This window comes from Pseudomonas sp. CIP-10, from assembly GCF_020911845.1.
Taxonomy (GTDB): Bacteria; Pseudomonadota; Gammaproteobacteria; order Pseudomonadales; family Pseudomonadaceae; genus Aquipseudomonas; species Aquipseudomonas alloputida.
Window position 1 is genome coordinate 4,678,800 of record NZ_CP087160.1, and the last position, 24,604, is coordinate 4,703,403.

26 protein-coding genes are annotated in these 24,604 nt (G+C 62.2%); 12 read left to right on the forward strand and 14 right to left on the reverse strand.

Features of this window, described 5'->3' with window-relative positions; genetic code table 11:
• Positions 1-123: 123 nt before the first annotated feature.
• From relA to LMH93_RS21115, 5 genes are all read right to left on the reverse strand, one after another.
• Positions 124-2,364, reverse strand: a complete 2,241-nt coding sequence (relA, locus tag LMH93_RS21095; RefSeq protein WP_003252420.1) for a GTP diphosphokinase — start codon at positions 2,362-2,364, stop codon at positions 124-126.
• Between the two features lie 96 nt (positions 2,365-2,460).
• Positions 2,461-3,819, reverse strand: coding sequence for a 23S rRNA (uracil(1939)-C(5))-methyltransferase RlmD (gene rlmD, locus LMH93_RS21100; RefSeq protein ID WP_003252418.1), 1,359 nt, complete (start codon positions 3,817-3,819; stop codon positions 2,461-2,463).
• Positions 3,820-4,719, reverse strand: coding sequence for a cysteine synthase CysM (gene cysM, locus LMH93_RS21105; protein ID WP_003252416.1), 900 nt, complete (start codon positions 4,717-4,719; stop codon positions 3,820-3,822).
• Between the two features lie 141 nt (positions 4,720-4,860).
• A complete protein-coding gene (locus tag LMH93_RS21110; protein ID WP_230064567.1) occupies positions 4,861-6,252 on the reverse strand; it encodes a sensor histidine kinase in 1,392 nt (463 codons plus the stop codon).
• Positions 6,253-6,255: 3 nt separating this feature from the next.
• Positions 6,256-6,975 carry a response regulator transcription factor gene (locus LMH93_RS21115; RefSeq protein WP_185280055.1) on the reverse strand — a complete coding sequence of 240 codons (720 nt, stop codon included), beginning with the start codon at positions 6,973-6,975 and terminating at the stop codon, positions 6,256-6,258.
• Between the two features lie 193 nt (positions 6,976-7,168).
• Between LMH93_RS21115 and LMH93_RS21120 the strand changes: the two genes are divergently transcribed.
• From LMH93_RS21120 to LMH93_RS21135, 4 genes are all read left to right on the forward strand, one after another.
• Positions 7,169-9,922 carry a response regulator gene (locus LMH93_RS21120; RefSeq protein ID WP_004575337.1) on the forward strand — a complete coding sequence of 918 codons (2,754 nt, stop codon included), beginning with the start codon at positions 7,169-7,171 and terminating at the stop codon, positions 9,920-9,922.
• Between the two features lie 76 nt (positions 9,923-9,998).
• Positions 9,999-10,988: a 2-hydroxyacid dehydrogenase gene (locus LMH93_RS21125; protein ID WP_004575338.1), complete on the forward strand. Its 990-nt coding sequence runs from the start codon at positions 9,999-10,001 to the stop codon at positions 10,986-10,988.
• 31 nt (positions 10,989-11,019) lie between these two features.
• On the forward strand, positions 11,020-11,457 hold the full coding sequence (locus LMH93_RS21130; RefSeq protein ID WP_004575339.1) for a hypothetical protein: 438 nt from the start codon (positions 11,020-11,022) through the stop codon (positions 11,455-11,457).
• A complete protein-coding gene (locus tag LMH93_RS21135; protein WP_003252405.1) occupies positions 11,454-11,858 on the forward strand; it encodes an META domain-containing protein in 405 nt (134 codons plus the stop codon). The genes LMH93_RS21130 and LMH93_RS21135 overlap by 4 nt, the downstream gene beginning before the upstream one ends.
• A gap of 81 nt (positions 11,859-11,939) precedes the next feature.
• Here LMH93_RS21135 and LMH93_RS21140 read toward each other — a convergent pair.
• Positions 11,940-13,294, reverse strand: a protein-coding gene (locus LMH93_RS21140; protein WP_230064568.1) for an IS3 family transposase whose coding sequence is annotated in 2 segments (ribosomal slippage) — positions 11,940-12,818 and positions 12,821-13,294 — 1,353 coding nt in all. Because the reading frame shifts where the segments join, the coding sequence is not laid out codon by codon here.
• A gap of 115 nt (positions 13,295-13,409) precedes the next feature.
• Positions 13,410-13,874: a peroxiredoxin family protein gene (locus LMH93_RS21145; RefSeq protein ID WP_230064569.1), complete on the reverse strand. Its 465-nt coding sequence runs from the start codon at positions 13,872-13,874 to the stop codon at positions 13,410-13,412.
• Positions 13,875-13,959: 85 nt separating this feature from the next.
• On the opposite strand from LMH93_RS21145, the gene arsC reads away from it, so the two are divergent.
• The 3 genes from arsC to LMH93_RS21160 are packed head-to-tail and all read left to right on the forward strand — an operon-like array spanning position 13,960 to position 15,321.
• On the forward strand, positions 13,960-14,313 hold the full coding sequence (arsC, locus tag LMH93_RS21150) for an arsenate reductase (glutaredoxin) (RefSeq protein ID WP_003252402.1): 354 nt from the start codon (positions 13,960-13,962) through the stop codon (positions 14,311-14,313).
• On the forward strand, positions 14,310-14,915 hold the full coding sequence (gene wrbA, locus LMH93_RS21155) for an NAD(P)H:quinone oxidoreductase (RefSeq protein ID WP_230064570.1): 606 nt from the start codon (positions 14,310-14,312) through the stop codon (positions 14,913-14,915). The genes arsC and wrbA overlap by 4 nt, the downstream gene beginning before the upstream one ends.
• Entirely contained in the window at positions 14,908-15,321 is a 414-nt protein-coding gene (locus tag LMH93_RS21160; RefSeq protein ID WP_003252389.1) for a DUF2069 domain-containing protein, read from the forward strand. Before wrbA ends, LMH93_RS21160 begins: the two co-directional genes overlap by 8 nt.
• A gap of 103 nt (positions 15,322-15,424) precedes the next feature.
• Here the strand turns inward: LMH93_RS21160 and LMH93_RS21165 are convergent, their stop codons facing one another.
• A complete protein-coding gene (locus LMH93_RS21165; protein ID WP_003252388.1) occupies positions 15,425-16,096 on the reverse strand; it encodes a DNA-3-methyladenine glycosylase I in 672 nt (223 codons plus the stop codon).
• A 4-nt stretch (positions 16,097-16,100) separates the two neighbouring features.
• A complete protein-coding gene (gene ttcA, locus LMH93_RS21170; protein ID WP_003252387.1) occupies positions 16,101-16,925 on the reverse strand; it encodes a tRNA 2-thiocytidine(32) synthetase TtcA in 825 nt (274 codons plus the stop codon).
• Positions 16,926-17,188: 263 nt separating this feature from the next.
• Between ttcA and LMH93_RS21175 the strand changes: the two genes are divergently transcribed.
• Both LMH93_RS21175 and LMH93_RS21180 read left to right on the forward strand, forming a co-directional pair.
• Entirely contained in the window at positions 17,189-17,788 is a 600-nt protein-coding gene (locus LMH93_RS21175; protein ID WP_003252385.1) for a Yip1 family protein, read from the forward strand.
• Between the two features lie 131 nt (positions 17,789-17,919).
• Positions 17,920-18,414: a SprT family zinc-dependent metalloprotease gene (locus LMH93_RS21180; protein ID WP_003252383.1), complete on the forward strand. Its 495-nt coding sequence runs from the start codon at positions 17,920-17,922 to the stop codon at positions 18,412-18,414.
• Between the two features lie 186 nt (positions 18,415-18,600).
• On the opposite strand, the gene fpr is transcribed toward LMH93_RS21180, so the two are convergent.
• On the reverse strand, positions 18,601-19,380 hold the full coding sequence (fpr, locus tag LMH93_RS21185) for a ferredoxin-NADP reductase (RefSeq protein WP_003252381.1): 780 nt from the start codon (positions 19,378-19,380) through the stop codon (positions 18,601-18,603).
• Positions 19,381-19,497: 117 nt separating this feature from the next.
• Between fpr and finR the strand changes: the two genes are divergently transcribed.
• Entirely contained in the window at positions 19,498-20,424 is a 927-nt protein-coding gene (gene finR, locus LMH93_RS21190) for a LysR family transcriptional regulator FinR (protein WP_004574844.1), read from the forward strand.
• On the opposite strand, the gene LMH93_RS21195 is transcribed toward finR, so the two are convergent.
• From LMH93_RS21195 to LMH93_RS21205, 3 genes are all read right to left on the reverse strand, one after another.
• Positions 20,421-20,786, reverse strand: a complete 366-nt coding sequence (locus tag LMH93_RS21195) for a diacylglycerol kinase (RefSeq protein WP_004574843.1) — start codon at positions 20,784-20,786, stop codon at positions 20,421-20,423. The two genes, finR and LMH93_RS21195, sit on opposite strands and share 4 nt — an antisense overlap.
• Before the next feature lie 73 nt (positions 20,787-20,859).
• The gene (erdR, locus tag LMH93_RS21200; protein WP_003252375.1) at positions 20,860-21,510 is read right to left on the reverse strand and encodes a response regulator transcription factor ErdR; all 651 of its coding nucleotides are present in this window, start codon (positions 21,508-21,510) and stop codon (positions 20,860-20,862) included.
• 179 nt (positions 21,511-21,689) lie between these two features.
• Positions 21,690-22,400: a tRNA-uridine aminocarboxypropyltransferase gene (locus LMH93_RS21205; protein WP_004574842.1), complete on the reverse strand. Its 711-nt coding sequence runs from the start codon at positions 22,398-22,400 to the stop codon at positions 21,690-21,692.
• A 216-nt stretch (positions 22,401-22,616) separates the two neighbouring features.
• Here LMH93_RS21205 and LMH93_RS21210 point away from each other — a divergent pair, with 216 nt between their 5' ends.
• On the forward strand, positions 22,617-23,036 hold the full coding sequence (locus LMH93_RS21210; RefSeq protein WP_003252372.1) for a quorum-sensing-regulated virulence factor family protein: 420 nt from the start codon (positions 22,617-22,619) through the stop codon (positions 23,034-23,036).
• Positions 23,037-23,050: 14 nt separating this feature from the next.
• On the opposite strand, the gene LMH93_RS21215 is transcribed toward LMH93_RS21210, so the two are convergent.
• A complete protein-coding gene (locus tag LMH93_RS21215) occupies positions 23,051-23,260 on the reverse strand; it encodes a hypothetical protein (protein WP_003252370.1) in 210 nt (69 codons plus the stop codon).
• Between the two features lie 160 nt (positions 23,261-23,420).
• Here LMH93_RS21215 and LMH93_RS21220 point away from each other — a divergent pair, with 160 nt between their 5' ends.
• Positions 23,421-24,539 (forward strand): LOG family protein, encoded by a 1,119-nt coding sequence (locus LMH93_RS21220; RefSeq protein ID WP_003252368.1) that lies wholly within the window; start codon positions 23,421-23,423, stop codon positions 24,537-24,539.
• Positions 24,540-24,604: the final 65 nt, after the last annotated feature.

Consider the following 24,604-nt stretch of genomic DNA (forward strand, 5'->3'; position numbering starts at 1 on the left):
AATCAGGTCCTTTCAGTGGCGCCTTCTTCGCGGGTAAACCCGCTCCCACAGGATGGGTGCAGCTTTCGAAATCTGCACCTTACCTGTAGGAGCGGGTTTACCCGCGAAGCAGACGCCCCGGTCTCAAGGGGTACGATTACGCCGCGTCTCGATGATGTTCGGCAACTGCGAGATCCGCCCCAGCAGGCGCCCCAGCGCGTCCAGGCCTGGAATCTCGATGGTCAGCGACATCAGCGCGGTGTTGTCTTCCTTGTTCGAACGGGTATTCACCGCCAGCACGTTGATCTTCTCGTTCAGCAGCACCTGCGACACATCGCGCAGCAGGCCCGGGCGGTCATAGGCACGGATGACGATGTCGACCGGGTAGGTCTGCACCGGGATCGGCCCCCAGCTCACCTGGATCATGCGCTCTGGCTCCTTGCCCGCCAGCTGCAGTACCGAGGCGCAGTCCTGGCGATGAATGCTCACGCCACGGCCCTGGGTGATGTAACCAACAATGGCATCGCCCGGTAGCGGCTGGCAGCAGCCGGCCATCTGTGTCAGCAGGTTGCCGACACCCTGGATCTGAATGTCGCCACGCTTGCCGGTACGCGGCCCGGTAGGCTTGCGCGGCACCAGCTCGATCTGCTCGATACGCTCAGGCTCCAGCAACTGCTGGGCAGCATTGACCAGATGAGCCAGGCGCAGGTCGCCAGCACCGAGCGAGGCAAACATGTCCTCGGCGGTCTTGACGTTGGTCTTCTCGGCCAGGCGCTCGAAATCAACCTGCGGCAGGCCCAGACGACTGAGCTCGCGCTCAAGCAAGGTCTTGCCGGCAGCAACGTTCTGGTCGCGGGCCTGCAATTTGAACCAGTGGACGATCTTGGCCCGCGCCCGTGAGGTGGTCACGTAGCCCAGGTTGGAGTTCAACCAGTCACGGCTAGGGTTGCCGTGCTTGCTGGTGATGATCTCCACCTGTTCGCCAGTCTGCAGGCTGTAGTTCAGCGGCACGATACGGCCGTTGATCTTCGCGCCGCGGCAGTTGTGGCCGATCTCGGTGTGCACGCGGTAGGCAAAGTCCAATGGCGTGGCGCCTTTGGGCAGGTCGATGGCGTGGCCGTCGGGGGTGAACACATAAACCCGGTCAGGCTCGATGTCGACCCGCAACTGCTCGGCCAGGCCACCGATGTCGCCCAGCTCTTCGTGCCATTCCAGCACCTGGCGCAACCAGGAAATCTTTTCTTCGTAGTGGTTGGAGCTGGGCTTGACGTCGGTGCCCTTGTAGCGCCAGTGGGCGCATACCCCAAGTTCGGCCTCTTCGTGCATGCCGTGGGTGCGGATCTGCACCTCCAGCACCTTGCCCTCGGGGCCGATTACCGCAGTGTGCAACGAGCGGTAGCCGTTCTCCTTGGGGTTGGCGATGTAGTCGTCGAATTCCTTGGGAATATGCCGCCACAAGGTGTGCACGATGCCCAGCGCGGTGTAGCAGTCGCGAATTTCCGGCACCAGCACGCGCACCGCACGCACGTCATAGATCTGGCTGAATTCCAGGCCTTTGCGCTGCATCTTGCGCCAGATCGAATAGATATGTTTCGCCCGACCGCTGATGTCGGCATTTACGCCAGTGGCGAGCAACTCGTTCTGCAACTGGTTCATCACGTCGCTGATGAAGCGCTCGCGGTCCAGTCGCCGCTCATGCAACAGCTTGGCGATCTGCTTGTACTGGTCGGGCTCCAGGTAGCGGAAGGACAGGTCTTCCAGCTCCCACTTGATGTGACCGATACCCAGGCGGTGCGCGAGCGGCGCGTAGATGTCGAACACTTCACGCGCGACACGCAGGCGTTTCTCGTCATCGGCGGACTTGACCGCCCGAATTGCGCACGTGCGTTCGGCCAGCTTGATCAGCGCCACGCGCACGTCGTCGACCATGGCCACCAGCATCTTGCGCAGGTTCTCGACCTGCGCCTGCGAGCCCAGCACCAGCGACTGTCGTGGGCTGAGGCTGGCACTGATGGCGGCCATGCGCAGCACGCCGTCGATCAGCTTGGACACCACCGGGCCAAAACGCTGGCTGACCTCGGCGAGGGTGACCTTGCCCTCGCGCACCGAGCGGTAGATGACCGCAGCCACCAGAGAGTCCTGGTCGAGCTTGAGGTCAGCAAGAATTTCGGCGATTTCCAGGCCTGCCTGGAAGCTGGACGTACCATCCGCCCAGGAATGCTTGGCCGGGTTGCCCTTTTTCTCTACCTCAAGAGCAAACTCGCAGGCTTCTTTCAGCGCTGCGCGATCCAGTGCCGAATCGACGCTTACCACATGGTCCAACCATGCTTCGAGATTGATACTGCCGTCGGTGTTGACCGGCTGGTGCACTCTCACCTGTACCATCTTTGTTTTACCTTTCCATGCAGCACACCATACGGGTGTGCTGGCGATCACCGTGCGGCCGCCATTCCGTGGCAACCGCACCAAGGGGCCAGTCAGCTAGCCCGCTTCGAATAACGCCATGGCCTCGACATGCGCCGTCTGAGGAAACATGTCGAGAATCCCGGCCCTTTTTAACCGGTACCCCTGGCCGACCAGCACTTGGGCGTCTCTCGCCAGCGTGGCCGGGTTGCACGATACGTAGACCAGCCTTCTGGCCTTGAGGCGGGCGATGCCTTGCACCACCTCGAAAGCACCGTCGCGCGGTGGATCCAAGAGTACCGCAGAAAAGCCCTCGGCGGCCCATCCGGTGCCTGCCAAAGGCTGCGATAAATCGGCCTGAAAAAACCGTGCGTTATGCACATTGTTGTTCCGGGCATTGGCCGCGGCCCGATCGACCATGGCCTGTACACCTTCCACTGCCACCACCTCACGCGCCTGGCGGGCCAGCGGCAGGGCAAAGTTGCCCAGACCGCAGAACAAGTCCAGCACACGCTCGTCGGCTTGTGGCGCGAGCCAGGCCAGGGCCTGCTCGATCATCGCCGTATTGACCTGGGCATTCACCTGCACGAAATCGCCCGGGCGCCAGGCCAGCTCCAGCTGCCAAGGTGCCAGGGCAAACCCCAACTGCGCCGCTGGGTCCACGGGCGCCGGCTCACCTTCGCCTTGCAGCCATAGCTGGGCGTTGGCCTGCTCGCAGAACGCTTGCAGCCTGGCCTGGTCCTCGGCCGGCAACGGCGCGACGTGGCGCACCAGAACCGCCTCGGCGGTGCCACTGAACAGCTCTACATGGCCCAGCGCCTGCGGCTTGCTCAACGAACGCAGCACCGTCGGCAAGTGGCGCAAAATGGACTGCAAGGGTTGTACCAGCACTGCACAATCGTCGATGGCAATGATGTCCTGGCTGGCTTCGGCGCGGAAACCCACCTCCAGCTGACGCGCCTTGACGTCCCAACGCACGGCCACACGGGCGCGGCGCCGGTAGCCGAATTCCGGCCCGCTCAGGGGGGCAGCCCACGCCTCGGGTTGCACGCCGGCCACCCGCTGCAACTGCTCGGCGAGGGTGCGCTGCTTCAGCGCCAGTTGCGCGTCGTGCGGCAGGTGCTGCAGGTTGCAGCCACCGCAGCGGTCGTAGTAGCGACATGGCGCCTCACGGCGCTCGGGCGCGGCCTGCAGCAACCGCTCCAGGCGTGCCTCGACCACTTTGCCACGGGCGTTGAGCACCCGCGCCTCCACGGCCTCACCGGCCAAGGCGCCGCTGACGAACCAGGTACGCCCGTCGAGGAAGGCAATGCCACGGCCGTCACCGGCCAGGCGCTCGATGTCCAGGCGCTGCTTCTTGCCCACTGGGACCTGGGGGGTGCGATTGCCGCCGGCCGGCTGGAAGCGCAGGCCGCTGTTGCTTTTTTTCTTGGACATTTAGCGTGGATCAAACAGGCCGGTGGACAGATAACGGTCGCCGCGGTCGCAAATGATCGCAACCATGACCGCATTTTCCACTTCGCGGGACAGGCGCAACATGGCCGCGACCGCACCACCAGAAGACACGCCGCAGAAAATGCCCTCTTCACGCGCAAGGCGACGGGTGGTGTCTTCGGCTTCCTGCTGCGACATGTCGACCACGCGGTCGACGCGGGTGGCATCGAAGATTTTCGGCAGGTATTCCTCGGGCCAGCGGCGAATGCCCGGAATAGCCGAGCCCTCCATCGGTTGCAGGCCGATGATCTGCACCGCGGGGTTCTGTTCCTTGAGGTACTGCGAGCAGCCCATGATGGTACCGGTGGTCCCCATGGAGCTGACGAAATGGGTAATGGTGCCCTGGGTCTGCTGCCAGATCTCCGGGCCGGTGCTGTTGTAGTGGGCGATCGGGTTGTCGCCGTTGGCGAACTGGTCGAGCACCAGGCCACGGCCTTCGGCCTGCAGCTTCTCGGCCAGGTCACGGGCGCCTTCCATCCCCTCCTCCTTGGTCACCAGGATCAGCTCGGCGCCATAGGCCGTCATGGCGGCCTTGCGCTCGGCGGTGGAGTTGTCGGGCATGATCAGGATCATCTTGTAGCCCTTGATCGCCGCCGCCATCGCCAGGGCGATGCCGGTGTTGCCGGAGGTGGCTTCGATCAGGGTATCGCCTGGCTTGATCTGGCCGCGCAGTTCGGCGCGAGCGATCATCGACAGTGCCGGGCGGTCTTTCACCGAGCCGGCAGGATTGTTACCTTCGAGCTTGAGCAGGAGGGTATTGCTGGTTTCGCCAGCGATGCGCTGCAGGCGAACCAGTGGCGTATTGCCGACGCAATCGGCGATGGTTGGGTACTGCACGGTCATGGCGTATTTCGCAATCCGGACGGCGGGGGTGCCTATCATACCGGCAAACCCTTCGCGGCCATATCACGCAATCTGTAGTGCATATAGCTACAAGCTATAACGGTGTGACATGTGCTGGCCTCTTCGCGGGTAAACCCGCTCCTACGGGGATTCGCTAGCGTGCAGGAGCGGGTTTACCCGCGAAGCGGCCGGCACATGCAACGGCAACCTCATCCACAAGCGCAACCCGCGTTTGCCATTCTGCGCCCACAAGGTGCCGCCCTGGCGCTGGATGGCACTGCGGGCGATGCTCAGCCCCAGGCCGAAGCCACCATCCCCGGGCCGCGAACCGTCCAACCGCGAGAACGGCGCGAAGATCCGCTCCAAGTCCTCTTCAGCGACCCCGCCACCCTCATCCTCAAGCCACAACCACCAATAGCTGCCCTCACGCTGCCCACCCAACCGCACCACACCCTCGGCCGGCGAGTGGCGAATGGCATTGCGCAAGATGTTCTCCAGCGCCTGAGCCAGGTGGTTGAGGTTGCCCTGCACCCAGCAGTCGGCCGGTACTTCGCAGCGCAGTTGCGCAGGCGACCAGCCGCTCTCGTAGCAGGCATTTTCGGCCAGCAACTCCCACAAGGCGTGGACCTCGATCGGCTCAAGGTTCATCGGCGCACGCTCGGCGTCCTGCCAGGCCAGTTGCAGGGTGTCTTCGACCAGTTGCTGCATGCAGTCCACTTCACGGATCAGGCGGTCACGCAAACGCTGCAGGTCGGTTTCACCATCGCAGGCCACCCGCAGCCGGCTCAGCGGCGTGCGCATTTCGTGGGACAGGTCGCGCAGCAACTGCTGCTGCATAGCCACCGTGCCTTGCAGCCGCTCGGCCATCTGGTCAAAGGCACGCGCCAGTTCGCCCAATTCGTCATGCCGGGCGATGGTGCGCGAGTCCAGGCGGGCCGACAGCTGATCGGCCCGCCAGGCATTGGCCTGCTCGCGAAGTTGATTCAGCGGCACGATCAACATGCGGTACAGGCCCACACACAACAGCAAGGTGAACAGCCCCGGAATGATGCCGTTGGTGACAATGCGCCACAGCAAGCGGTGCTGGCCCGGATTGAAGCGCTGCGGCAGTTCGATCACCAGCATGCCCTGCTCCGGCGCCCCCGGGAACGGTATGCGCACCCACGGCTGGTCGACACTGCGCCGACTCATCGGCCAATCGACACCGCGCAGGCGTGTCAGACGCTGCATAATCTGTGGGTTGAGTGTGGCGCTGTCGAGCGGGCGCAGGTTGATGTCGAGCACGCCGACCCAGCCCCGTTCGCGCTGATGCATGGCCGCCACCCACTGGTCCAGCCCTTCCCGCCCGCCGCTACGCCAGGCCTGCTCAGCTTCGGCGGCATAACCCCGCAGGGTCTGCCGTGCCGACTCCGAGAGGAAGGCATTCTGGGTTTCCATGTGCCGGCCCCAGGTATAACTGAGGCCGATCATCAGCAGGCAAAAGCCCACCAGCAAGATGGCCAGCTTCCAGAACAGCGAATGGCGGTCGAGCATGGCTCACTCCGCCTCGCTGGCACTGAGCACGTAACCCTTGCCCCACACGGTGCGGATCTGTCGTTCGTGATAACCGATGCCCTTGAGCTTGCGACGGATCTGGCTGACGTGCATGTCCAGGCTGCGGTCATGCCGTGAATAGCCGCGCTGCAACACATGCTGGTACAGGAACGGCTTGCTGAGGACTTCGTCGAGGTTGCGGTAGAGGATGTCCAGCAGGCGGTATTCGCTGGGGGTCAGGCCCGCCAGGCGGCTATTCAGGCGCACGTCACACAGCCCCTCATCGAACTGCAGCTCGCCGCAGCCGGCTTGCTCCAGCGGGCCCTGATGCCGCCGCTCCAGGGCCACGCGGCGCAAAATCGCCTCGATGCGCACCTGCAACTCGGCCATGCTGAATGGCTTGGGCAGGTAATCGTCGGCGCCGCGCTGAAAGCCGCTGATACGATCCGCCTCGGCCCCCAGCGCCGACATCATGATTACCGGGGTGGCGCTGTGCCTGCGCAACTGCGCCAAGGCGTCCAGCCCATCAAGCCCGGGCAGCAGGATGTCCATGAGCACCACATCGAAAGCCTGGCGGCCAGCCGTTTCCAGGCCCTCCAGGCCATTGCGGCACCAGGTGACCTGGCAGCCGCCACGCTGCAGCTCTTCCTGCAGATAGGCGCCAAGCACCGGGTCGTCCTCGATGGCAAGGATGTGGGTGTTGTAAATAGATACAGGATTCATTGGCAACTGCCATGCATTCTCAATTACGTGATTATTGAGCATTCGCCACCTGCCAGGCAACCGCACTGCGACCAATGCCCCGGCAACGGCGCATAACACGTACTAAAGAGATGCAATGGTGCGGCAGGCGGAGTAACTTCGCGGCTTGGCCGTTACCACTTGACGGCATCCAGGCACATCAGAGGAGGCGAGTGTGCTCGATCGCTTGGGAATCCGCAGCCGGGTACTGCTGCTGGCACTGCTACCGGCCGGCTTGATGGCCCTGGTGCTGGGTAGCTATTTCACCTGGCTGCAACAGAACGACCTGCGCACCCAGCTGCTGCAGCGCGGCAAGATGATCGCCGAACAACTGGCGCCCCTGGCCGCACCGGCCATGGCCCGGCTCGCGCCTGCGCAACTGGAGCGAATTGCCGCACAAACCCTGGAGCAGGCCGATGTGCGCGCAGTGGCGTTTCTGGCCCCGGACCGCACGCGCCTGGCCCACGCCGGCCCGAGCATGCTCAACCTGCCGCCCAGCGGCGGTACCGGCACCCAACTCCTGCAGCGCAGTGGCAACGACGCCACCCGCTACCTGATGCCCGTGTTCGGCCACCACCGCGACCTGGCCACCGACGCCGTGCCGGCCGAAGCCGAGCGCCTGCTGGGCTGGGTAGAGATCGAGCTGTCGCACGACGGCACGCTGCTGCGCGGCTACCGCAACCTGTTCACCAGCCTGTTGCTGATCCTCGCCTGCCTGGCACTCAGCGGCCTGTTGGCGCTGCGCATGAGCCGCACCATCAACGACCCCATCGAACGCATCAAGCACGCGGTCAATCAGCTCAAGGACGGCCACCTCGAAGAACGCCTGCCGACCATGGGCAGCCATGAGCTGGACGAACTGGCCCACGGCATCAACCGCATGGCCGAAACCCTGCAAAACGCCCACGAAGAACTGCAACACAGCATCGACCAGGCCACCGAAGACGTGCGCCAGAACCTGGAAACCATCGAAATCCAGAACATCGAGCTGGACATGGCGCGCAAAGAGGCCCTTGAGGCCAGCCGTATCAAGTCGGAGTTCCTGGCCAACATGAGCCACGAAATCCGCACCCCGCTCAATGGCATCCTCGGCTTTACCCACCTGCTGCAAAAAAGCGAGATGACACCGCGCCAGCTCGACTACCTGAACACCATCGAGAAGTCTGCTGACAACCTGCTGGGAATCATCAACGAGATCCTCGATTTCTCCAAGATCGAAGCCGGCAAGCTGGTGCTCGACAGCATACCGTTCAACCTGCGGGACCTGATCCAGGACACCCTGACCATCCTCGCTCCGGCCGCCCACGCCAAGCAGCTGGAATTGCTGAGCCTGATCTACCGCGACACGCCTGCTTCGCTGGTGGGCGACCCGTTGCGGCTCAAGCAGATCCTCACCAACCTGGTCAGCAACGCCATCAAGTTCACCCGCGAAGGCACCATCGTCGTGCGCGCCATGCTGGAAGACGAGCACGAAGACTGCGCGCAGTTGCGCATCAGCGTACAGGACACCGGCATCGGCCTGTCACCACAGGATGTGCGCACACTGTTCCAGGCCTTCAGCCAGGCTGACAACTCACTGGCTCGCCAGCCCGGTGGCACCGGTCTGGGGCTGGTGATTTCCAAGCGCCTGATCGAACAGATGGGCGGCGAGATCGGTGTCGACAGTACCCCGGGCGAAGGTTCGCAGTTCTGGATCAGCCTCAACCTGCCCAAGGCTCATGACGATGCCGAAGCGCTGCCACCGCAGCCATTGCTGGGCCGCCGTGCCGCCATTGTCGATGGCCACGAACTGGCGCGCCAGGCACTGGAGCACCAGCTGGAAGACTGCGGCCTCAGCGTGAGCCTGTTCGCCTCCTACGACCAGTTGCTGCAGGGGGTGCAGGCCGCCAGCCAGGCCGGCCTGCCCTTCGAGTTCGCGGTGCTCGGGGCCAACCTGGGTAACCTGTCGCCCGAGCAACTGGGCCATTATCATCAGCAGCTCGAGCGTTACCACTGCCAATGCGTGGTGCTGTGCCCGACCACCGAGCAGGCGCTGTACCACCCGTACCTGCCCAACGGCCATGGCCAGTTGCTGTCCAAGCCGACCTGCACCCGCAAGCTGCGTCGCCTCTTGCTGGAGCTGGTACAACCTCGCCGTCCGCTGGCCGAAGGGAGCAACGCCAACGGCCAGCGACGCCCGAAAATACTCTGCGTCGACGACAATGCCGCCAACCTGCTGCTGGTAAAAACCCTGCTCGAAGACTTGGGTGCCGAGGTACTGGCCGTCAACAATGGTTATGCGGCGGTACAGGCCGTGCAGGAGGAGTTGTTCGACCTGGTGCTGATGGATGTGCAGATGCCCGGCATGGACGGCCGCGCCTGTACTGAACAGATCCGCCTGTGGGAAAACACCCAGAGCGGCAACCCGCTGCCAATCGTCGCCCTCACTGCCCATGCCATGGCCAATGAAAAGCGGGCGTTATTGCACAGCGGCATGGACGACTACCTGACCAAACCCATCAGCGAACGGCAACTGGCCCAGGTGGTGATGAAGTGGACCGGCCTGAGCCTGGGCACACCGCAGCAGGCGCAGGCCGAGCTACTGACCAATGGCGACGAACTGAAGGTACTCGACCCCGAAGAGGGCCTGCGCCTGGCCGCTGGCAAGGCAGATCTGGCCGCTGACATGCTGAGCATGCTGCTGGCCTCCCTGGATACGGACCGCGAAGCCATACGCGCCGCCCGCGAAGCCGACGACCGCAATGGCCTGATCGAGCAGGTACACCGTCTGAACGGGGCCTCACGCTATTGTGGCGTACCGCAGTTACGGGCAGCGTGCCAACGCAGCGAGACCTTGCTGAAGCAGGACAATCCGCAGGCGCAGCAGGCCCTGGATGAACTGGACAGCGCGATCAGCCGGCTGTCGGCACAGGCCAGATTGAGCGCTTGAGTGGCTCTGGGCCACGCTGGGTATGCCTTGACAGGCAGCGACCCAACCAAGACATGCATTGCAAAGGAGTTCCACCATGCGCGCCCTGTTGTTCAGCAGCCAGCACTACGATCAGGAAAGCTTCACCAAGGCTGTCAGCGGCACCACCCTGGAGCTGCATTTCCAGCCGGCCCGCCTGACCCTCGACACCGCCGCCCTGGCAGAGGGCTTTGAGGTGGTCTGCGCCTTCATCAATGACGAACTCGACGCGCCGGTGCTGCAGCGCCTGGCCGCTGCGGGCACGCGGTTGATCGCCCTGCGCTCGGCCGGCTACAACCACGTCGACCTGGCCGCCGCCCAGCGCTTGGGCCTGGCCGTGGTGCGGGTGCCGGCCTACTCGCCACACGCCGTTGCCGAGCACGCCGTGGCGCTCATCCTGGCACTCAACCGGCGCCTGCATCGGGCCTACAACCGCACCCGCGAAGGTGACTTCACCCTGCACGGGCTGACCGGCTTCGACCTGCACGGCAAAACCGTCGGGGTGGTCGGTACCGGCCAGATCGGGGCCGCCTTCGCTCGCATCATGGCCGGTTTCGGCTGCCAGCTGCTGGCGTACGACCCCTACCCCAACCCGGAGCTGCTGGCCCTTGGCGCCCGCTACATGCCCCTGCCCGAGCTGTTGCGCGAAGCCCGCATCATCAGCCTGCACTGCCCGCTGACCGAGCACACTCGCCACCTGGTCAACGCGCAAAGCCTGGCCCAGTTGCAGCCCGGCGCCATGCTGATCAACACCGGTCGCGGTGCGCTGGTCGACACCCCGGCGCTGATCGACGCACTGAAAAGCGGCCAGCTTGGCTACCTGGGCCTGGACGTCTACGAGGAAGAAGCCCAACTGTTCTTCGAAGACCGCTCCGACCTGCCCTTGCAAGACGATGTGCTGGCTCGGCTGCTGACCTTCCCCAACGTGATCATCACCGCTCACCAGGCTTTCCTCACCCGCGAGGCGCTGGATGCCATTGCCGCGACCACACTGGACAACATCAACCGCTGGGCGGCAGGCAATCCACAGAACCTGGTGATGGGTTAATGCTAGGATACGCGGCATTTCTGGAGGACCCATGGTCGAACACGATTTTCGCTACACCCTTTTCAACCCGCAACACACCCTGATCGAGTGCCGCGCTTTGGTGCCGGGCCGCTACCAGGTCACGGGCAACGGCGGTTCGATGCAAAAAGGCGACAGCCTGCTGGTCACGCTCAAGGGCAGCAAGGATTTGTCCATGCGCCTGACCGTGGAAAGCGTGCGCCACCTGATCAACCCACGCGGCCAGTGGGTTGCCGTGGCGAGTGGCCCGGTATTCAACGAGCTGGAAATCCTCACCTGGCAGGTCGAATGCGATCGCTGCGATGCGGTGCTGAGCTTCGAGTTCGCAGTAGACGCCAAGCTCGGCAAGGCAGCTCGTCAACCGGCTGCCAGCGCCCGTATCGCAGCGCTGGGCTGGGCCAGCCGTGGCGAAAAACACCTGTGCCCGCGTTGCCAGGAGAGCGCCGAGTGAAGAATCTGCTGACCGGCGTGCTGATTGCAACCGGCCTGCTCGGCTGCGCCACGGAACCTTCCCGGCTGCAGCAGGAACGCAGCTACGTGCTGGAGTGGATTGGCGAACGACCACTGATCGACTACAGCCACCTGACCTTGACCCTGGCCAGCGACGGCCGTGCCTATGGCAACGGCGGCTGCAACCACTGGTTTGCGCCTTACACGCTCGATGGCGAGCACCTGAGCTTCGGCAAGGTCGGCAAGACCCGCAAGCTGTGTGCACCCGCGCTGATGGAACAGGAAAAACGCTTCCTGCAGGCGCTGGAAACGGTAGAGCGTTGGGATGTGTCACCGGTGGAGCAGATGCGCTTCTGGCCGGCCGAAGGCAAGCCGCTGCGCTTCTGGCCTGAAGAAGGCTGAGGATTGCCGGGGCCGCTTTGCGGCCCTTCGCGGGCGCGCCCGCTCCCACAGCTTGGACTGCCCCCCAAAAGTTGGACAGTTTTAAGCTGCAGCCTGAGCCCTGTACTCCACAGGGCTCAGGCCATTGAGCCTCAGCTTGATGCGATCATGGTTGTAGTAGTGAATGTACTCATCCAGACCCACTCTCAGCTCATCAATGCTCTCGAAACGCTTCAGGTAGAAAAACTCGGATTTGAGCGTGCCAAAGAAGCTTTCCATGGCCGCGTTGTCCAGGCAATTGCCTTTTCGAGACATGCTCTGCTTTACCCCACATTCGCTTAGCTTACGGCGGTATTGCGCCTGCTGGTAATGCCATCCCTGATCCGAATGCAGCACGAGCTTCGGTTTCTCTCCCAGGCAATCGAGCGCTTTGCCAAGCATGTTCCCAACCAGGCTATAGCACGGGCGGCTGGCCATTTCGTAGGCCACGATTTCGCCGTTGTACAAATCCATCACGGGCGACAGATAGAGCTTCTGTTGAGCTACTTTGAACTCGGTTACGTCAGTCACCCACTTCTGGTTTGGGCGTTGAGCGACGAAATTTCGCTCCAGTACATTCGCTGCCACTTTGCCGACGGTACCTCGATAGGAGCGATATTTCTTGGGGCGCACTACTGATTTCAATCCCTGCTCAGCCATCAGACGTTCAATGACCTTCTTGTTCACCCGCTTTTCCTTCCTGATTACGAGTGCGATACGGCGATAACCATAAAGCCGTTTCTGCTCGTGATAGACGCGATGCACCAATGCCTTGAGCTCAGCATGCCGGTCTGGCTTCTGCTGAGCTTTGAGCTGGTAGTAGAAGGTGCTGCGCGCCAGCTCGACCAACTGAAGGAGGTCAGGCAAAGGAAACCTGCGCTTGAGTTTGGAAACGATCAGGGCTTTTTCCCGCGTGTTCGTTCCTTTTCCTCGCGCAGAGCCTTGAGCTCCTTTAGGACAGCATTCTCCATGCGCAGGTACTCAAGTTCAGCCATCAGCTGATCTCGAGACTTCTGATCATCATTGGTATCGGTGGGTTTGGCAGGCTTGATCTTCTTCGACACGTCGATTGGCTTTCTTGGCTTGATGGCAGTAGAGGGTGCAGGACTGCCACTGTAGTACTGCCGCTGCCAAATGCCTATCTGAGAGGACTGCCCAAGACCAAAGTGGGCAGCGGTCTGGCGCAGCGAAAGCCGATGCTCGTGCATATAGCTAAGCACCTGCTGTTTGAAATCACTGGTATAGCGCCGCCCATGCGAGCCTGTACCAATGCCATTATTGGCCTGATAACTGGCCACCCAGCGTCGAAGCAGGCTGAAATCGATACCTAAGTGTTGAGCCACCTTTCGGAAACCGTTGCTGCCATCCAGGTAGGCTGTGATCGCTGTGAGCTTGAATTGCTCGGTGTACTTACCCATAGATCCCCCAAGGGTTGGATTGGTGTCCAACTTCTTGGGGGCAGTCCAGTTTGTCGCGTCCCCCCTGTGGGAGTGGGCCTGCCCGCGAAGGGCCGCGAAAGCGGCCCCGAATGCATCAGGCGCCTTTCAGGACCTTGATCTTGGCCTGCAACCCTTCAAGGGTCTGCTCGCCCATCAACTGCTCACGCACCTTGCCCTTGTCGTCGATGATGTAGGTCACCGGCAAGGCCTCGCTACGCGGCAGGTCATAGCGCTCGGCCGGGTCCTGGGCGAGCACGGTGAAACCGATACCCAGGGTTTCGGCAGCCTGCTTCAGGTCCTGCCCCTGCAAACCGTCGAAGTTCACCCCCACCACCTTGATGCCCTCAGCCGCCCATTGCTTGGCCGCCGCATTCAGTTCCGGGATTTCGGTACGGCACGGTCCGCACCATTCAGCCCAGTAGTTGAGCACCAGCCAGTGCCCTTCGATCTGTTCGGCCTTAACCGTATTACCGTGTTGGTCCACGCCGTAATCGGCACCGCAACCACCGAGCAACAGGCTCGCGGTGATGGCCAGTACTGCTGCCAGACGCCTTGCCATGGGTCAATCCTTCTCGAGTTTTAAAGCAAATTGGTCAGTCGCTGCGGTTAGAATAGCCGCCACACCCAGCTGGATGCGACCCGACATGACTGATCTCACGCTCTATCATAACCCGCGCTGCTCGAAATCCCGCGGCGCCCTGGAACTGCTCGAAGCCCGCGGCTTGGCCCCGACCATCGTGCGCTACCTGGAAACCCCGCCCGACGTGGTCACCCTCAAGGCCCTGCTCGGCAAGCTGGGCATCGCCCCGCGTCAATTGCTGCGCAGCGGCGAGGACGAATACAAAACGCTGAACCTGGCCGACCCGGCACTGACCGACGCGCAACTGATCGAGGCCATGGCCCAGCACCCCAAACTGATCGAGCGGCCGATCCTGGTTGCCGGTGACAAGGCCGTGGTCGGTCGCCCGCCGGAAAAGGTGCTGGAGATCCTGCCGTGAGCGCGCCCTACATCCTGGTGCTGTATTACAGCCGCCATGGCGCGACCAGCGAAATGGCCCGGCACATCGCCCGCGGTATCGAGCTGGCCGGCATGGAGGCACGCCTGCGTACGGTGCCAGCGATTTCCACCGAATGCGAAGCGGTGGCCCCGGATATTCCGGCCAGTGGCGCGCTGTACGCCACCCTTGACGACCTGCGCCACTGCGCTGGCCTGGTACTGGGCAGCCCGACCCGGTTCGGCAACATGGCAGCGCCACTCAAGTACTTCCTCGATGGCACCAGCAGCCTTTGGCTAGGCGGTGAGCTGGTCGGCAAACCGGCTGGCGTGTTCACCTCCACCGCCAGCCTGCACGGCGGCCAGGAAACCACCCTGCTGTCGATGATGCTGCCGCTGATGCACCACGGCATGCTGATGATGGGCCTGCCCTACAGCGAGTCGGCACTGCTCGAGACCCGTGGCGGCGGCACGCCTTATGGCGCCAGCCACCACGCAGGCGCCGATGGCAAGCGCGAACTCGACCCGCACGAAATCGCCCTGTGCCGTGCCCTGGGCCAACGCCTGGCGACCACGGCCAAGGCCCTGGAGGCGGCGCGTGGCTAGAAAGCCCAAGGCATTGCCGCCGGTCCAATGGCTGGTACCCCGCCTGCGCCTGACGCGGGCATTGAGCCTGGCATGCTTCTTCGGCCTGATCGCCCTGCTGGTGGTGAACAACCTGTGGTTCGCCAACCTGCATGGGGCCCGGGTCGAGGTGATCCTGGCGATCGAACTGGTGCCGTTGCTGTTGCTGTTGCCCGGCATGCTGAAAGGCAGCGCCCGGGCGCATGCCTGGACCTGCTTCGTGGTGAATATCTATTTCATCAAGGGCGTGCTGGCAGCGTTCGACCCGTCGCGGGCGGTATTCGGCTGGCTTGAAGTGCTGGTGAGCCTGGGGCTGTTCATTGCCGGGCTACTGTACGTGCGCTGGAAGTTCCAGCATGAACGGCGCATGGCAGGCGAAGGCAGTTAGATTTTTCGCGGGCACGCCCGCTCCCACAGGTACTGCACAGGCCTTAAGTGCGGTGCGATTCCTGTGGGAGCGGGCGTGCCCGCGAATGGGAGCAACACAAGACTCAATGGTTGACGGTATGCGCCAGCATCACCGACAACTGGCACAGCGGCCGCCCGCTCTCTGCATGCCACTGGTTGAACGCCTGCTGCACCAGAGCCAGGTCGCGCTGGCTGGTCGGCTGCTTGTCGATCACCTTCTGCGCAATCAACGCCGCTGCCATGTCATCGGTCGGGATGAACGTGTCCTTGCCGACCATGCGCAAGAACCGTGGTGCCGACAACCCGCCCAACTGGTTGCCGTGCTTGGCCAGGTACTTCCACAAGCCGACAATGTCGGTCACTGGCCAGTCGGCGATGAATGTACCAAAACTGCCATGCGCCTTGGCGATGTCCAGCACCATTTGCGCATTGCGCGGCACGCTCTTGAGCTTGCCCAGGTGGCGGATAATGCGCTCATCCTGCATCAACCGTTCCAGATGCTCGGCGCCCATCAGCACCACTTTCTCCGGGTCGAAGCCGAAGAACACCTGCTCGAACGCCGGCCACTTGGCATCCACCAGGCTGTGCTTGAGCCCCGCGCGGAACACGCGCAGGGCCAGTGTCGACAGGTAGCGGTCGTCACTGATGTTGCGCAGTTGCGCCGGCGTGCGCGGCTGCGGCAGGAAAGCCTCCAGCGCCTGGGCCGAACCAAAGCGGTTCAGGCAATACTCATGCAACCACGGGTAATCACGCATGGGCTCAGATGTTCAGCACGTCGAGGAAGCGCGGGGTAGCGCTTTCGTCAATCTTCAGGCTGGTGAAGTCAAACAGGTTCCGGTCGGCCAGCTGCGACGGTGCCACGTTCTGCAGGGCACGGAAGATGCTCTCGGTACGGCCCGGGTGCTTGCGTTCCCACTCCACCAGCATGTCCTTGACCACCTGGCGCTGCAGGTTTTCCTGCGAGCCGCACAGGTTGCACGGGATGATCGGGAATGCCTTCATGTCCGAGTAGGCCTGGATGTCCTTCTCGCTGCAGTAGGCCAGCGGGCGGATCACCACGTTGCGGCCATCGTCGGCGCGCAGCTTCGGCGGCATGCCCTTGAGCGCGCCGTTGAAGAACATGTTGAGGAAGAAGGTTTCGACGATGTCGTCGCGGTGGTGCCCCAGCGCCATCTTGGTAGCGCCGATTTCGTCGGCAAAGGTGTACAGGGTACCGCGGCGCAGACGCGAACACAGCGAGCAGGTGGTCTTGCCTTCGGGTACCAGTTCCTTTACCACCGAGTAGGTATCCTTCTCGACGATGTGGTACTCGACCCCCAGTTCCTTGAGGTAAGCCGGTAATACGTGCTCAGGGAAGCCCGGCTGTTTCTGGTCCATGTTCACCGCAACGATCTCGAACGTGATCGGTGCCACCTTCTGCAGGTGCAACAGAACGTCGAGCATGGTGTAGCTGTCCTTGCCGCCGGACAGGCAGACCATGACCTTGTCGCCATCCTCGATCATGTTGTAGTCGGTGATGGCTTCGCCAGCGAGACGACGCAGGCGTTTTTGCAGTTTGTTCTGGTTGACCGAGAGGGTGCCCATAGCGCTTGGATCCGCGAGGTGTGACAAAAGCCGGCTATTTTACGCACAAACGCGACGCCGCTGTAGGCATTCCGATAAAGACTTCAATGTAATCAACAGCACGGCTTACAGCGCAATTTGCTCTAAAAAGCGCGGTTTATGTGGGTAACGGCTTCCTATACTGCGACATAAGGCCACATTACCGCTTGCATCGGTGTTAGGGCCTCGGGCCGCTTGCGCTCCATATTGGGGGGCGTTTGGCAACATTGAGAGGAGTGATCGGCATGATTCATCACGTTGTGGGGCTGTTTACCCATCCCGATCAGGAATGGCGGGAGATTCGTGGCGAAGAAGAAACCATCAGCCACATGTACCTGACACACACCCTGATCCTCGCGGCGATTCCTGCCGTTTCGGCGTTTATTGGCACTACCCAGGTGGGCTGGGTGATCGGTGACCGGCCAGCAGTGATGCTGACCATGGAAAGCGCAATCTGGATGAGCATCATGTCCTACCTGGCCATGCTCGCCGGGGTGGCGGTAATGGGCGCATTCATCCACTGGATGGCCCGCACCTACGATGCCAACCCGTCCATGGCGCAATGCATCGCTTTTGCCACCTACACCGCCACCCCCTTGTTCATCGGTGGCCTGGCGGCGCTTTACCCGCACCTGTGGCTGGGCATGCTGATCGGCACTGCCGCCATCTGCTACACGGTGTACCTGCTGTATGTCGGCTTGCCGACGTTCATGAACATACCGTCGGATGAAGGCTTCCTGTTCTCCAGCTCGGTGCTGGCAGTGGGCTTGGTGGTACTGGTGGCAATCATGGCCGCTACCGTGATTATCTGGGGACTGGGCGTGGGGCCCGTCTACACCAACTAGAACAGACCGAACCAACACTGGGGCATCAACCAGAGGCCGCCGCAAGGCGGCCTCTGGCTGTGCACTGACCGGTGACTCGGCAAGCCATCTGCGCTTGCGGCATAATGCCTGGTCAGGAGAACCGCCCCGCCATGCCCGAGCAGCTCAAACAACGCGTCGAAACCTGTTACCAGCAAGCCGAAGCCTTTTTCAAACGCCGCTTCCCGCGCCCCGAAGTCAGCTTCAAACTGCGCGGGCAAAAAGCCGGCGTCGCCCACCTGCACGAGAATCTGCTGCGCTTCAACCTGCAGCTCTACCGCGAAAACCAGGAAGACTTCCTGCGCCAGACCGTGGCCCATGAAGTGGCACACCTGGTTGCCCACCAGCTGTTTGGCGACCGCATCCAGGCCCATGGTGAAGAGTGGCAGTTGATCATGCGCGGGGTGTATGAACTGCCGCCCAATCGTTGCCACAACTATGACGTGCAACGGCGCGCAGTGACCCGCTACATCTACCGCTGCCCGTGCCCGCAAAGCGACTTCCCGTTTACCGCGCAGCGGCACAAGCTGGTGCACCAAGGGCGGCGATACCTGTGCAAGCGGTGCAGGGAAATCTTGGTGTACAGCGGCGAGACGCGGGTCGAATAGATCGGGGGTCGCTTGCACCGGTCCTTTCGCGGGCAAGCCCGCTCCTACGGGGTTTGTGCAATTCCCGGGACGTGCGCTGCACCCGTAGGAGCGGGTTTACCCGCGAAAGGGCCGGAACAGGCAATGCACACATCCCAGGCATAAGAAAGGCGACCCGAGAGTCGCCTTCCTGTACCCGCCTGCGCCTTACTTCTCGACGAAGGCACGCTCGATCAGGTAGTCACCCGGCTCGCGCATGCGCGGGGAGATCTTCAGGCCGAAGCTGTCCAGCACTTCGCTGGTCTCGTCGAGCATGCTCGGGCTGCCACAGATCATCGCGCGGTCGTCTTGCGGGTTGATCGGCGGCAGGCCGATGTCACTGAACAGCTTGCCGCTGCGCATCAGGTCGGTCAGACGGCCCTGGTTTTCGAACGGCTCGCGGGTCACGGTCGGGTAGTAGATCAGCTTGTCGCGAACCGACTCACCGAAGAACTCGTTCTGCGGCAGGTGCTCGGTGATGAACTCGCGGTAGGCCACTTCGTTCACGTAGCGCACGCCGTGCACCAGGATCACTTTTTCAAAGCGCTCGTAGGTTTCCGGGTCCTGGATGACGCTCATGAACGGCGCCAGGCCAGTACCGGTGCTCAGCAGGTACAGGTGCTTGCCAGGATTCAGGTCGTCGAGCACCAGGGTGCCGGTAGGCTTCTTGCTGATGATGATCTCATCGCCTTCCTTCAGGTGCTGCAGCTGCGAGGTCAGCGGGCCATCCGGCACCTTGATGCTGAAGAATTCGAGGTGCTCTTCCCAGTTTGGCGAAGCGATGGAGTAGGCACGCATGAGCGGACGGCCGTTGTCCTGCTGCAGGCCGATCATCACGAACTGACCGTTCTCGAAGCGCAGGCCCGGGTCGCGGGTGCACTTGAAGCTGAACAGGGTGTCGTTCCAGTGGTGCACACTGAGGACACGTTCGTGGTTCATGTTGCTCATCGATGGGGCTCCTGAAGAAAAACGCGCGCGCAAAGCGCACAGTTGCGCAATAGTTTAGGGGCAGCGACAATATCTGTTAACTGGATTATCAAGATATGTGTTATCGGTTATATCGATATGCGATTCACACTCCGTCAAATGCAAGTCTTCGTCGCCGTCGCCCAGCACCAAAGCGTCTCTCGGGCCGCCAGCCTGTTGGCGCTGTCGCAGTCGGCCGCCAGTACCTCTATCACGGAACTGGAGCGGCAATCGAGCTGCCAGCTGTTCGACCGTGCCGGCAAACGCCTGGCCCTCAATGCCCTGGGACATCAATTGCTGCCACAAGCAGTAGCCCTGCTTGACCAGGCCAAGGAAATCGAAGACCTGCTCAACGGCAAATCCGGTTTCGGCTCACTGGCGGTCGGCGCCACCCTCACCATCGGCAACTACCTGGCCACCCTGCTGATCGGCAACTACATGCAGACACACCCGGAAAGCCAGGTAAAACTGCATGTTCAAAATACTGCGCATATCGTGCAACAGGTCGCGCACTACGAAATTGATCTGGGTCTAATCGAAGGTGACTGCAATCACCCCGACCTGGAAGTTCAGCCGTGGGTCGAGGACGAACTGGTGGTGTTCTGTGCGCCACAGCACCCACTGGCGAAACTGGGCCGCGCCGATATCGAAAGCCTTTCGCAGGAGGCGTGGATCCTGCGCGAACAAGGCTCAGGCACGCGCCTGACCTTCGACCAGGCCATGCGCCATCACCGCGCCAACCTTAATATTCGCCTGGAGCTGGAGCACACCGAAGCGATCAAGCGCGCGGTGGAGTCGGGCCTGGGCATCGGTTGCATTTCACGTCTGGCCCTGCGCGACGCCTTCCGCCGTGGCAGCCTGGTACCTGTGGAAACACCAGAGCTGGACCTGCTGCGCCAGTTCTACTTCATCTGGCACAAACAGAAGTACCAGACCTCGGCCATGCGTGAGTTTCTGGAGCTATGCCGCAGCTTCACTGCGGGCTTTACCCGCAGTGACGAGATCGTGCTGCCGCCGATCGCTTAAAGCAGGATCACTCCCCACACCAGCGCCACCATGGTCATTGCCACCAACTGTGCGGCGCTGCCCATGTCCTTGGCATTTTTCGACAGCGGGTGGCGCTCCAGCGAAATGCGATCAATGGCCGCCTCCACCGCCGAGTTGAACAGCTCGACGATCAGCCCCAACAGGCAAACGGCGATCATGATTGCCCGCTCGGCGCGGCTGACCGGCAGCCAGAAGGCGATCGGGATCAGCACCACGTTGAGCAGCACCAGCTGGCGGAATGCGGCTTCGCCCTTGAAGGCGGCACGCAGACCGTCCAGCGAGTAACCAGCGGCGTTGAAGATGCGTTTGAGGCCGGTCTGGCCCTTGAATGGCGATGTCATGTGAGTCACTTCACAGCAGAAAGGCCAGCAGACTAGACCGGCTCGGGTCAAAAAAGCGTGAAGCCATGCGCAGTCAGTTGCTGGCAACCGATTCAAGTTGTTGCAGCAGCAATGCAGCCTGGGTCCGGGTACGCACGCCCAGCTTGCGGAAGATCGCGGTCACGTGGGCCTTGATGGTCGCTTCCGACACGCTCAGCTCATAGGCGATCTGCTTGTTCAGCAAGCCTTCGCAGACCATGGTCAGTACGCGGAACTGCTGCGGCGTGAGGCTGGCCAAGCCTTCGCTGGCGGCCTTGGCCTCGGCCGAAACATCGACCTTTTCGAACGCCTGCGGCGGCCACCAGACCTCACCATCAAGCACCTTGCGCACCGCATCCTGGATCACTTCCAGGGTGCTGGACTTGGGAATGAAACCACTGGCGCCAAACTCGCGGGACTTGACCACCACGGCGGCCTCTTCCTGTGCCGAAACCATCACCACGGGGATCTGCGGGTACTGCCCGCGGAGCAGCACCAGACCGGAAAAACCGTAGGCACCCGGCATGTTCAAGTCCAGCAGCACCAGGTCCCAGTCGGCTTTTTCGCTCAGGCGGGTTTCCAGTTCGGCAATGCTCGCGACTTCGACCAGACGCACATCGGGGCCAAGCCCGAGGGTAACGGCCTGGCGCAGGGCGCCACGGAACAGTGGGTGGTCATCGGCAATCAGGATTTCGTATGTGGCCATCGATCTAAGGATCCTGTTCTGTGCCAGGCACTCGAGTGGAAGGGAAGCGCCCGGCGGGGAATCGGCGCCAAGGATGCCGAGCACGGTCAAGGGAGATCAAGCCAATCGCCCTGCCGTCTCGCCCACCCTAGCTGCCAGCTCCGTCATTATGAACCAAAGCAGGGGTTGTGCCCCTTGGACTATAGGAAGGTATGCAAACGCTGGTGGGTGTCGTCCTGCTCGTCAAGCGGTAGCCGCCGTTTGCCGCTCAGGTAATGCAGGCTGAACACATCAAGGTAAGCATCCAGCGCCTGCGAAGCCTGGCTATCGCCAGCAAGGTCCAGGCACATGGCCGCAACTTCTGCCGTACAGAAATGATCATCGCGCTTGGAGCGCCGCAGGCGGTAGCGCGACATCTGCTCGGCTTGCAGGCTCAACACCGGGAAGCGGTCCAGGTACGGGCTTTTGCGGAACATCTTGCGCGCTTCGGTCCAGGTGGCATCCAGCAGGATGAACAGTGGACGCTTGCCCGGCTCGCGCACCACCTCGCTGACCACCCGCTCCTGGGCAACGAACTCGCCCGGAAAAACGATATAGGGCTGCCAGCGCGGGTCATCGAGCAAGGCCAGCAGGCGCTCGTCAACCGCGGTGCGCAACCAGCCGAAGGCCCAGGTGTCTTCAATCAGGTCGGCAATCAACCAGCCGGTGTTGGTGGGTTTCAGCGGCTCGGTGTCGTGCATCAGCAGGCACACACCTGCGTCAGCCTGCACCCTAGGCTTCCAGGCACACAGGCAATGGGTGGCGATGACCCGGCAATCCGGGCAACGCTCGGCACGCGAGCCACGGGCGATGAAAGGCTTGTTGCTGCGGGCCAGGCGTTCGGCGCGCAGACGCGCTACCGCATGGCTCATGCCGGCAGGCCTCTGGACAGATTGAAAATGGGCACAAGGATGACTCGGAGAAAACAAGGCGGCCAGTCTACCAGAACAGGTGGCAATTGCTGTGCAGCCGGCATTGCGCTCCTTATAATCGGGTTTCTACCGTGCCGGTCCTCGCCACGCGTAATTCTACGGAACGCCGTTGACCCGCGCATGTCAAAGCGCCAGTCATCGAACCAGGAGAGATTCATGCTGCGCCTTATCGCCCCCGCCCTGAGCCTGCTGCTGGCCCTGCCTCTGGCAGCCCAGGCGGCATCCAAGCAGGATTACGACCTGAACACCCTGCTGCAGAAGGTCGCCAAAGAGAGCAGCGTCGGCACCCCACGCGCAATCAACGAGGACATCCTCGATCAGGGTTACACCGTTGAAGGCAAGGCGCTGGTCAACCACCTGAGCGTACGCCAGAGCCACGCAGCACGCATGCAGGCCAACCCTGAGCAGGTGCGCAGCCAGCTCGGCGACAGCGTGTGCCGCAACAACGGCTTCCGCAACCTGATGTCCAAGGGCGCCGTCATGGTCTACCGCTTTACGGTCTACAAGACCAACCAGCCAGTCATGGACCAGGCCTTCGACAACGCCAGCTGCGTGGCCGGCAACAAGAAGAAGTAAGCACAGCGTTAACGCTACACCTTCTCGTCCTCATGAGCGCGCCAGCGCCCTTCAACGGCATCGGCGCGCATCTCCGCCAACAGCGCCTGCAAGTATCGCGACCGACACTCCAGCCCCGACAGCCTGCGGCGGCACTCGGCTTCAAGGCTCAGGTGATGCACCTGGGCCGCGTTCTCCAGCTGCTGGTAGAGCTGCCAGTCCACTTCGATGACCAAGCGATGCATACCGCCACCTCCTGCATCGACACGTTTGACTCTACCAGTTAACCAAACCCGTGCTGCCGATGGCCGCAGGCCGACAGGCGGCTGCGCCGAACACCTCGGCACGATCGGGCGCAAGGGTCTAGATTGAGGTCAGAGGTATTGGTGCAGAAGGAGACGTCGCATGCCTTACCATTCGAATGAACTGCTGTTCAGCCATTTCCGCGACAACAATATCGACCTGAGCAATATCGAAGCACAACTGCAACTGGTTGCCCCCAACAGCCCTAACCTGCCGCTCTACCGCGACATGATGCTGACCATCCTGCGCATGGCCCATGACGACAGCGACCGCTGGAGCGCCAAGATCACCCTGCAGGCCCTGCGCGAACTGGACCAGTCGTTCCGCACCCTGCAGCGCTACAAGGGCCGACGCAAAGTGACCGTGTTCGGCTCGGCACGCACCCCGCTCGAGCATCCGATGTACGCGCTGGCCCGCGAGCTAGGTGCCACTCTGGCGCGCTCCGACCTGATGGTTATCACCGGCGCCGGCGGCGGCATCATGGCGGCCGCCCACGAAGGCGCCGGCAGCGAGCACAGCCTGGGTTTCAACATCACCTTACCCTTCGAACAACATGCCAACCCGACGGTGAACGGTACCGACAAACTACTGCCGTTCCACTTTTTCTTCATCCGCAAGCTGTTCTTCGTCAAGGAGGCCGATGGCCTGGTGCTGTGCCCTGGCGGCTTCGGCACCCTGGATGAAGCGCTGGAAGTGCTGACCCTGATCCAGACCGGCAAAAGCCCACTGGTGCCGGTGGTGCTGCTGGACTCACCGGGCGGCAGCTTCTGGCGTGACTGCCTGGACTTCATCAGCCGCCAGTTGGAAGAAAACCGCTACATCCTCCCCAGCGACCTGAAGCTGGTGCGCCTGGTACACAGCGCTGACGAAGCGGTTGAGGAAATCAACCAGTTCTACAGCAACTACCACTCCAGCCGCTGGCTGAAGAGCCAGTTCGTGATCCGCATGCACCATGCGCTCAGCGAAGCGGCGTTGTATGACATTCAGGAAGGGTTTGCCGATTTGCGCCTGAGTGGCAAATATCACCAGCAAGCGGATAGCAGTGCCGAGCACGAAGTTGGCAATTACAGCCATCTGACCCGCCTTTCATTCGCCTTCAACGGCCGAGATCAGGGCCGCTTGCGTGAGCTGGTGGATTTCATCAACCTGCCGGAGAACTGGGCCAAGCCGCAACCCATGCATACCACGCAGAGGGCCAGGCAGGCGCTGAAAGTGAGTTGATGCTTTTCTGTATCAGCTCGCGTGATACCTGCAGGAGCATCCTTAGGCTGTTTGCTCCTGCACCT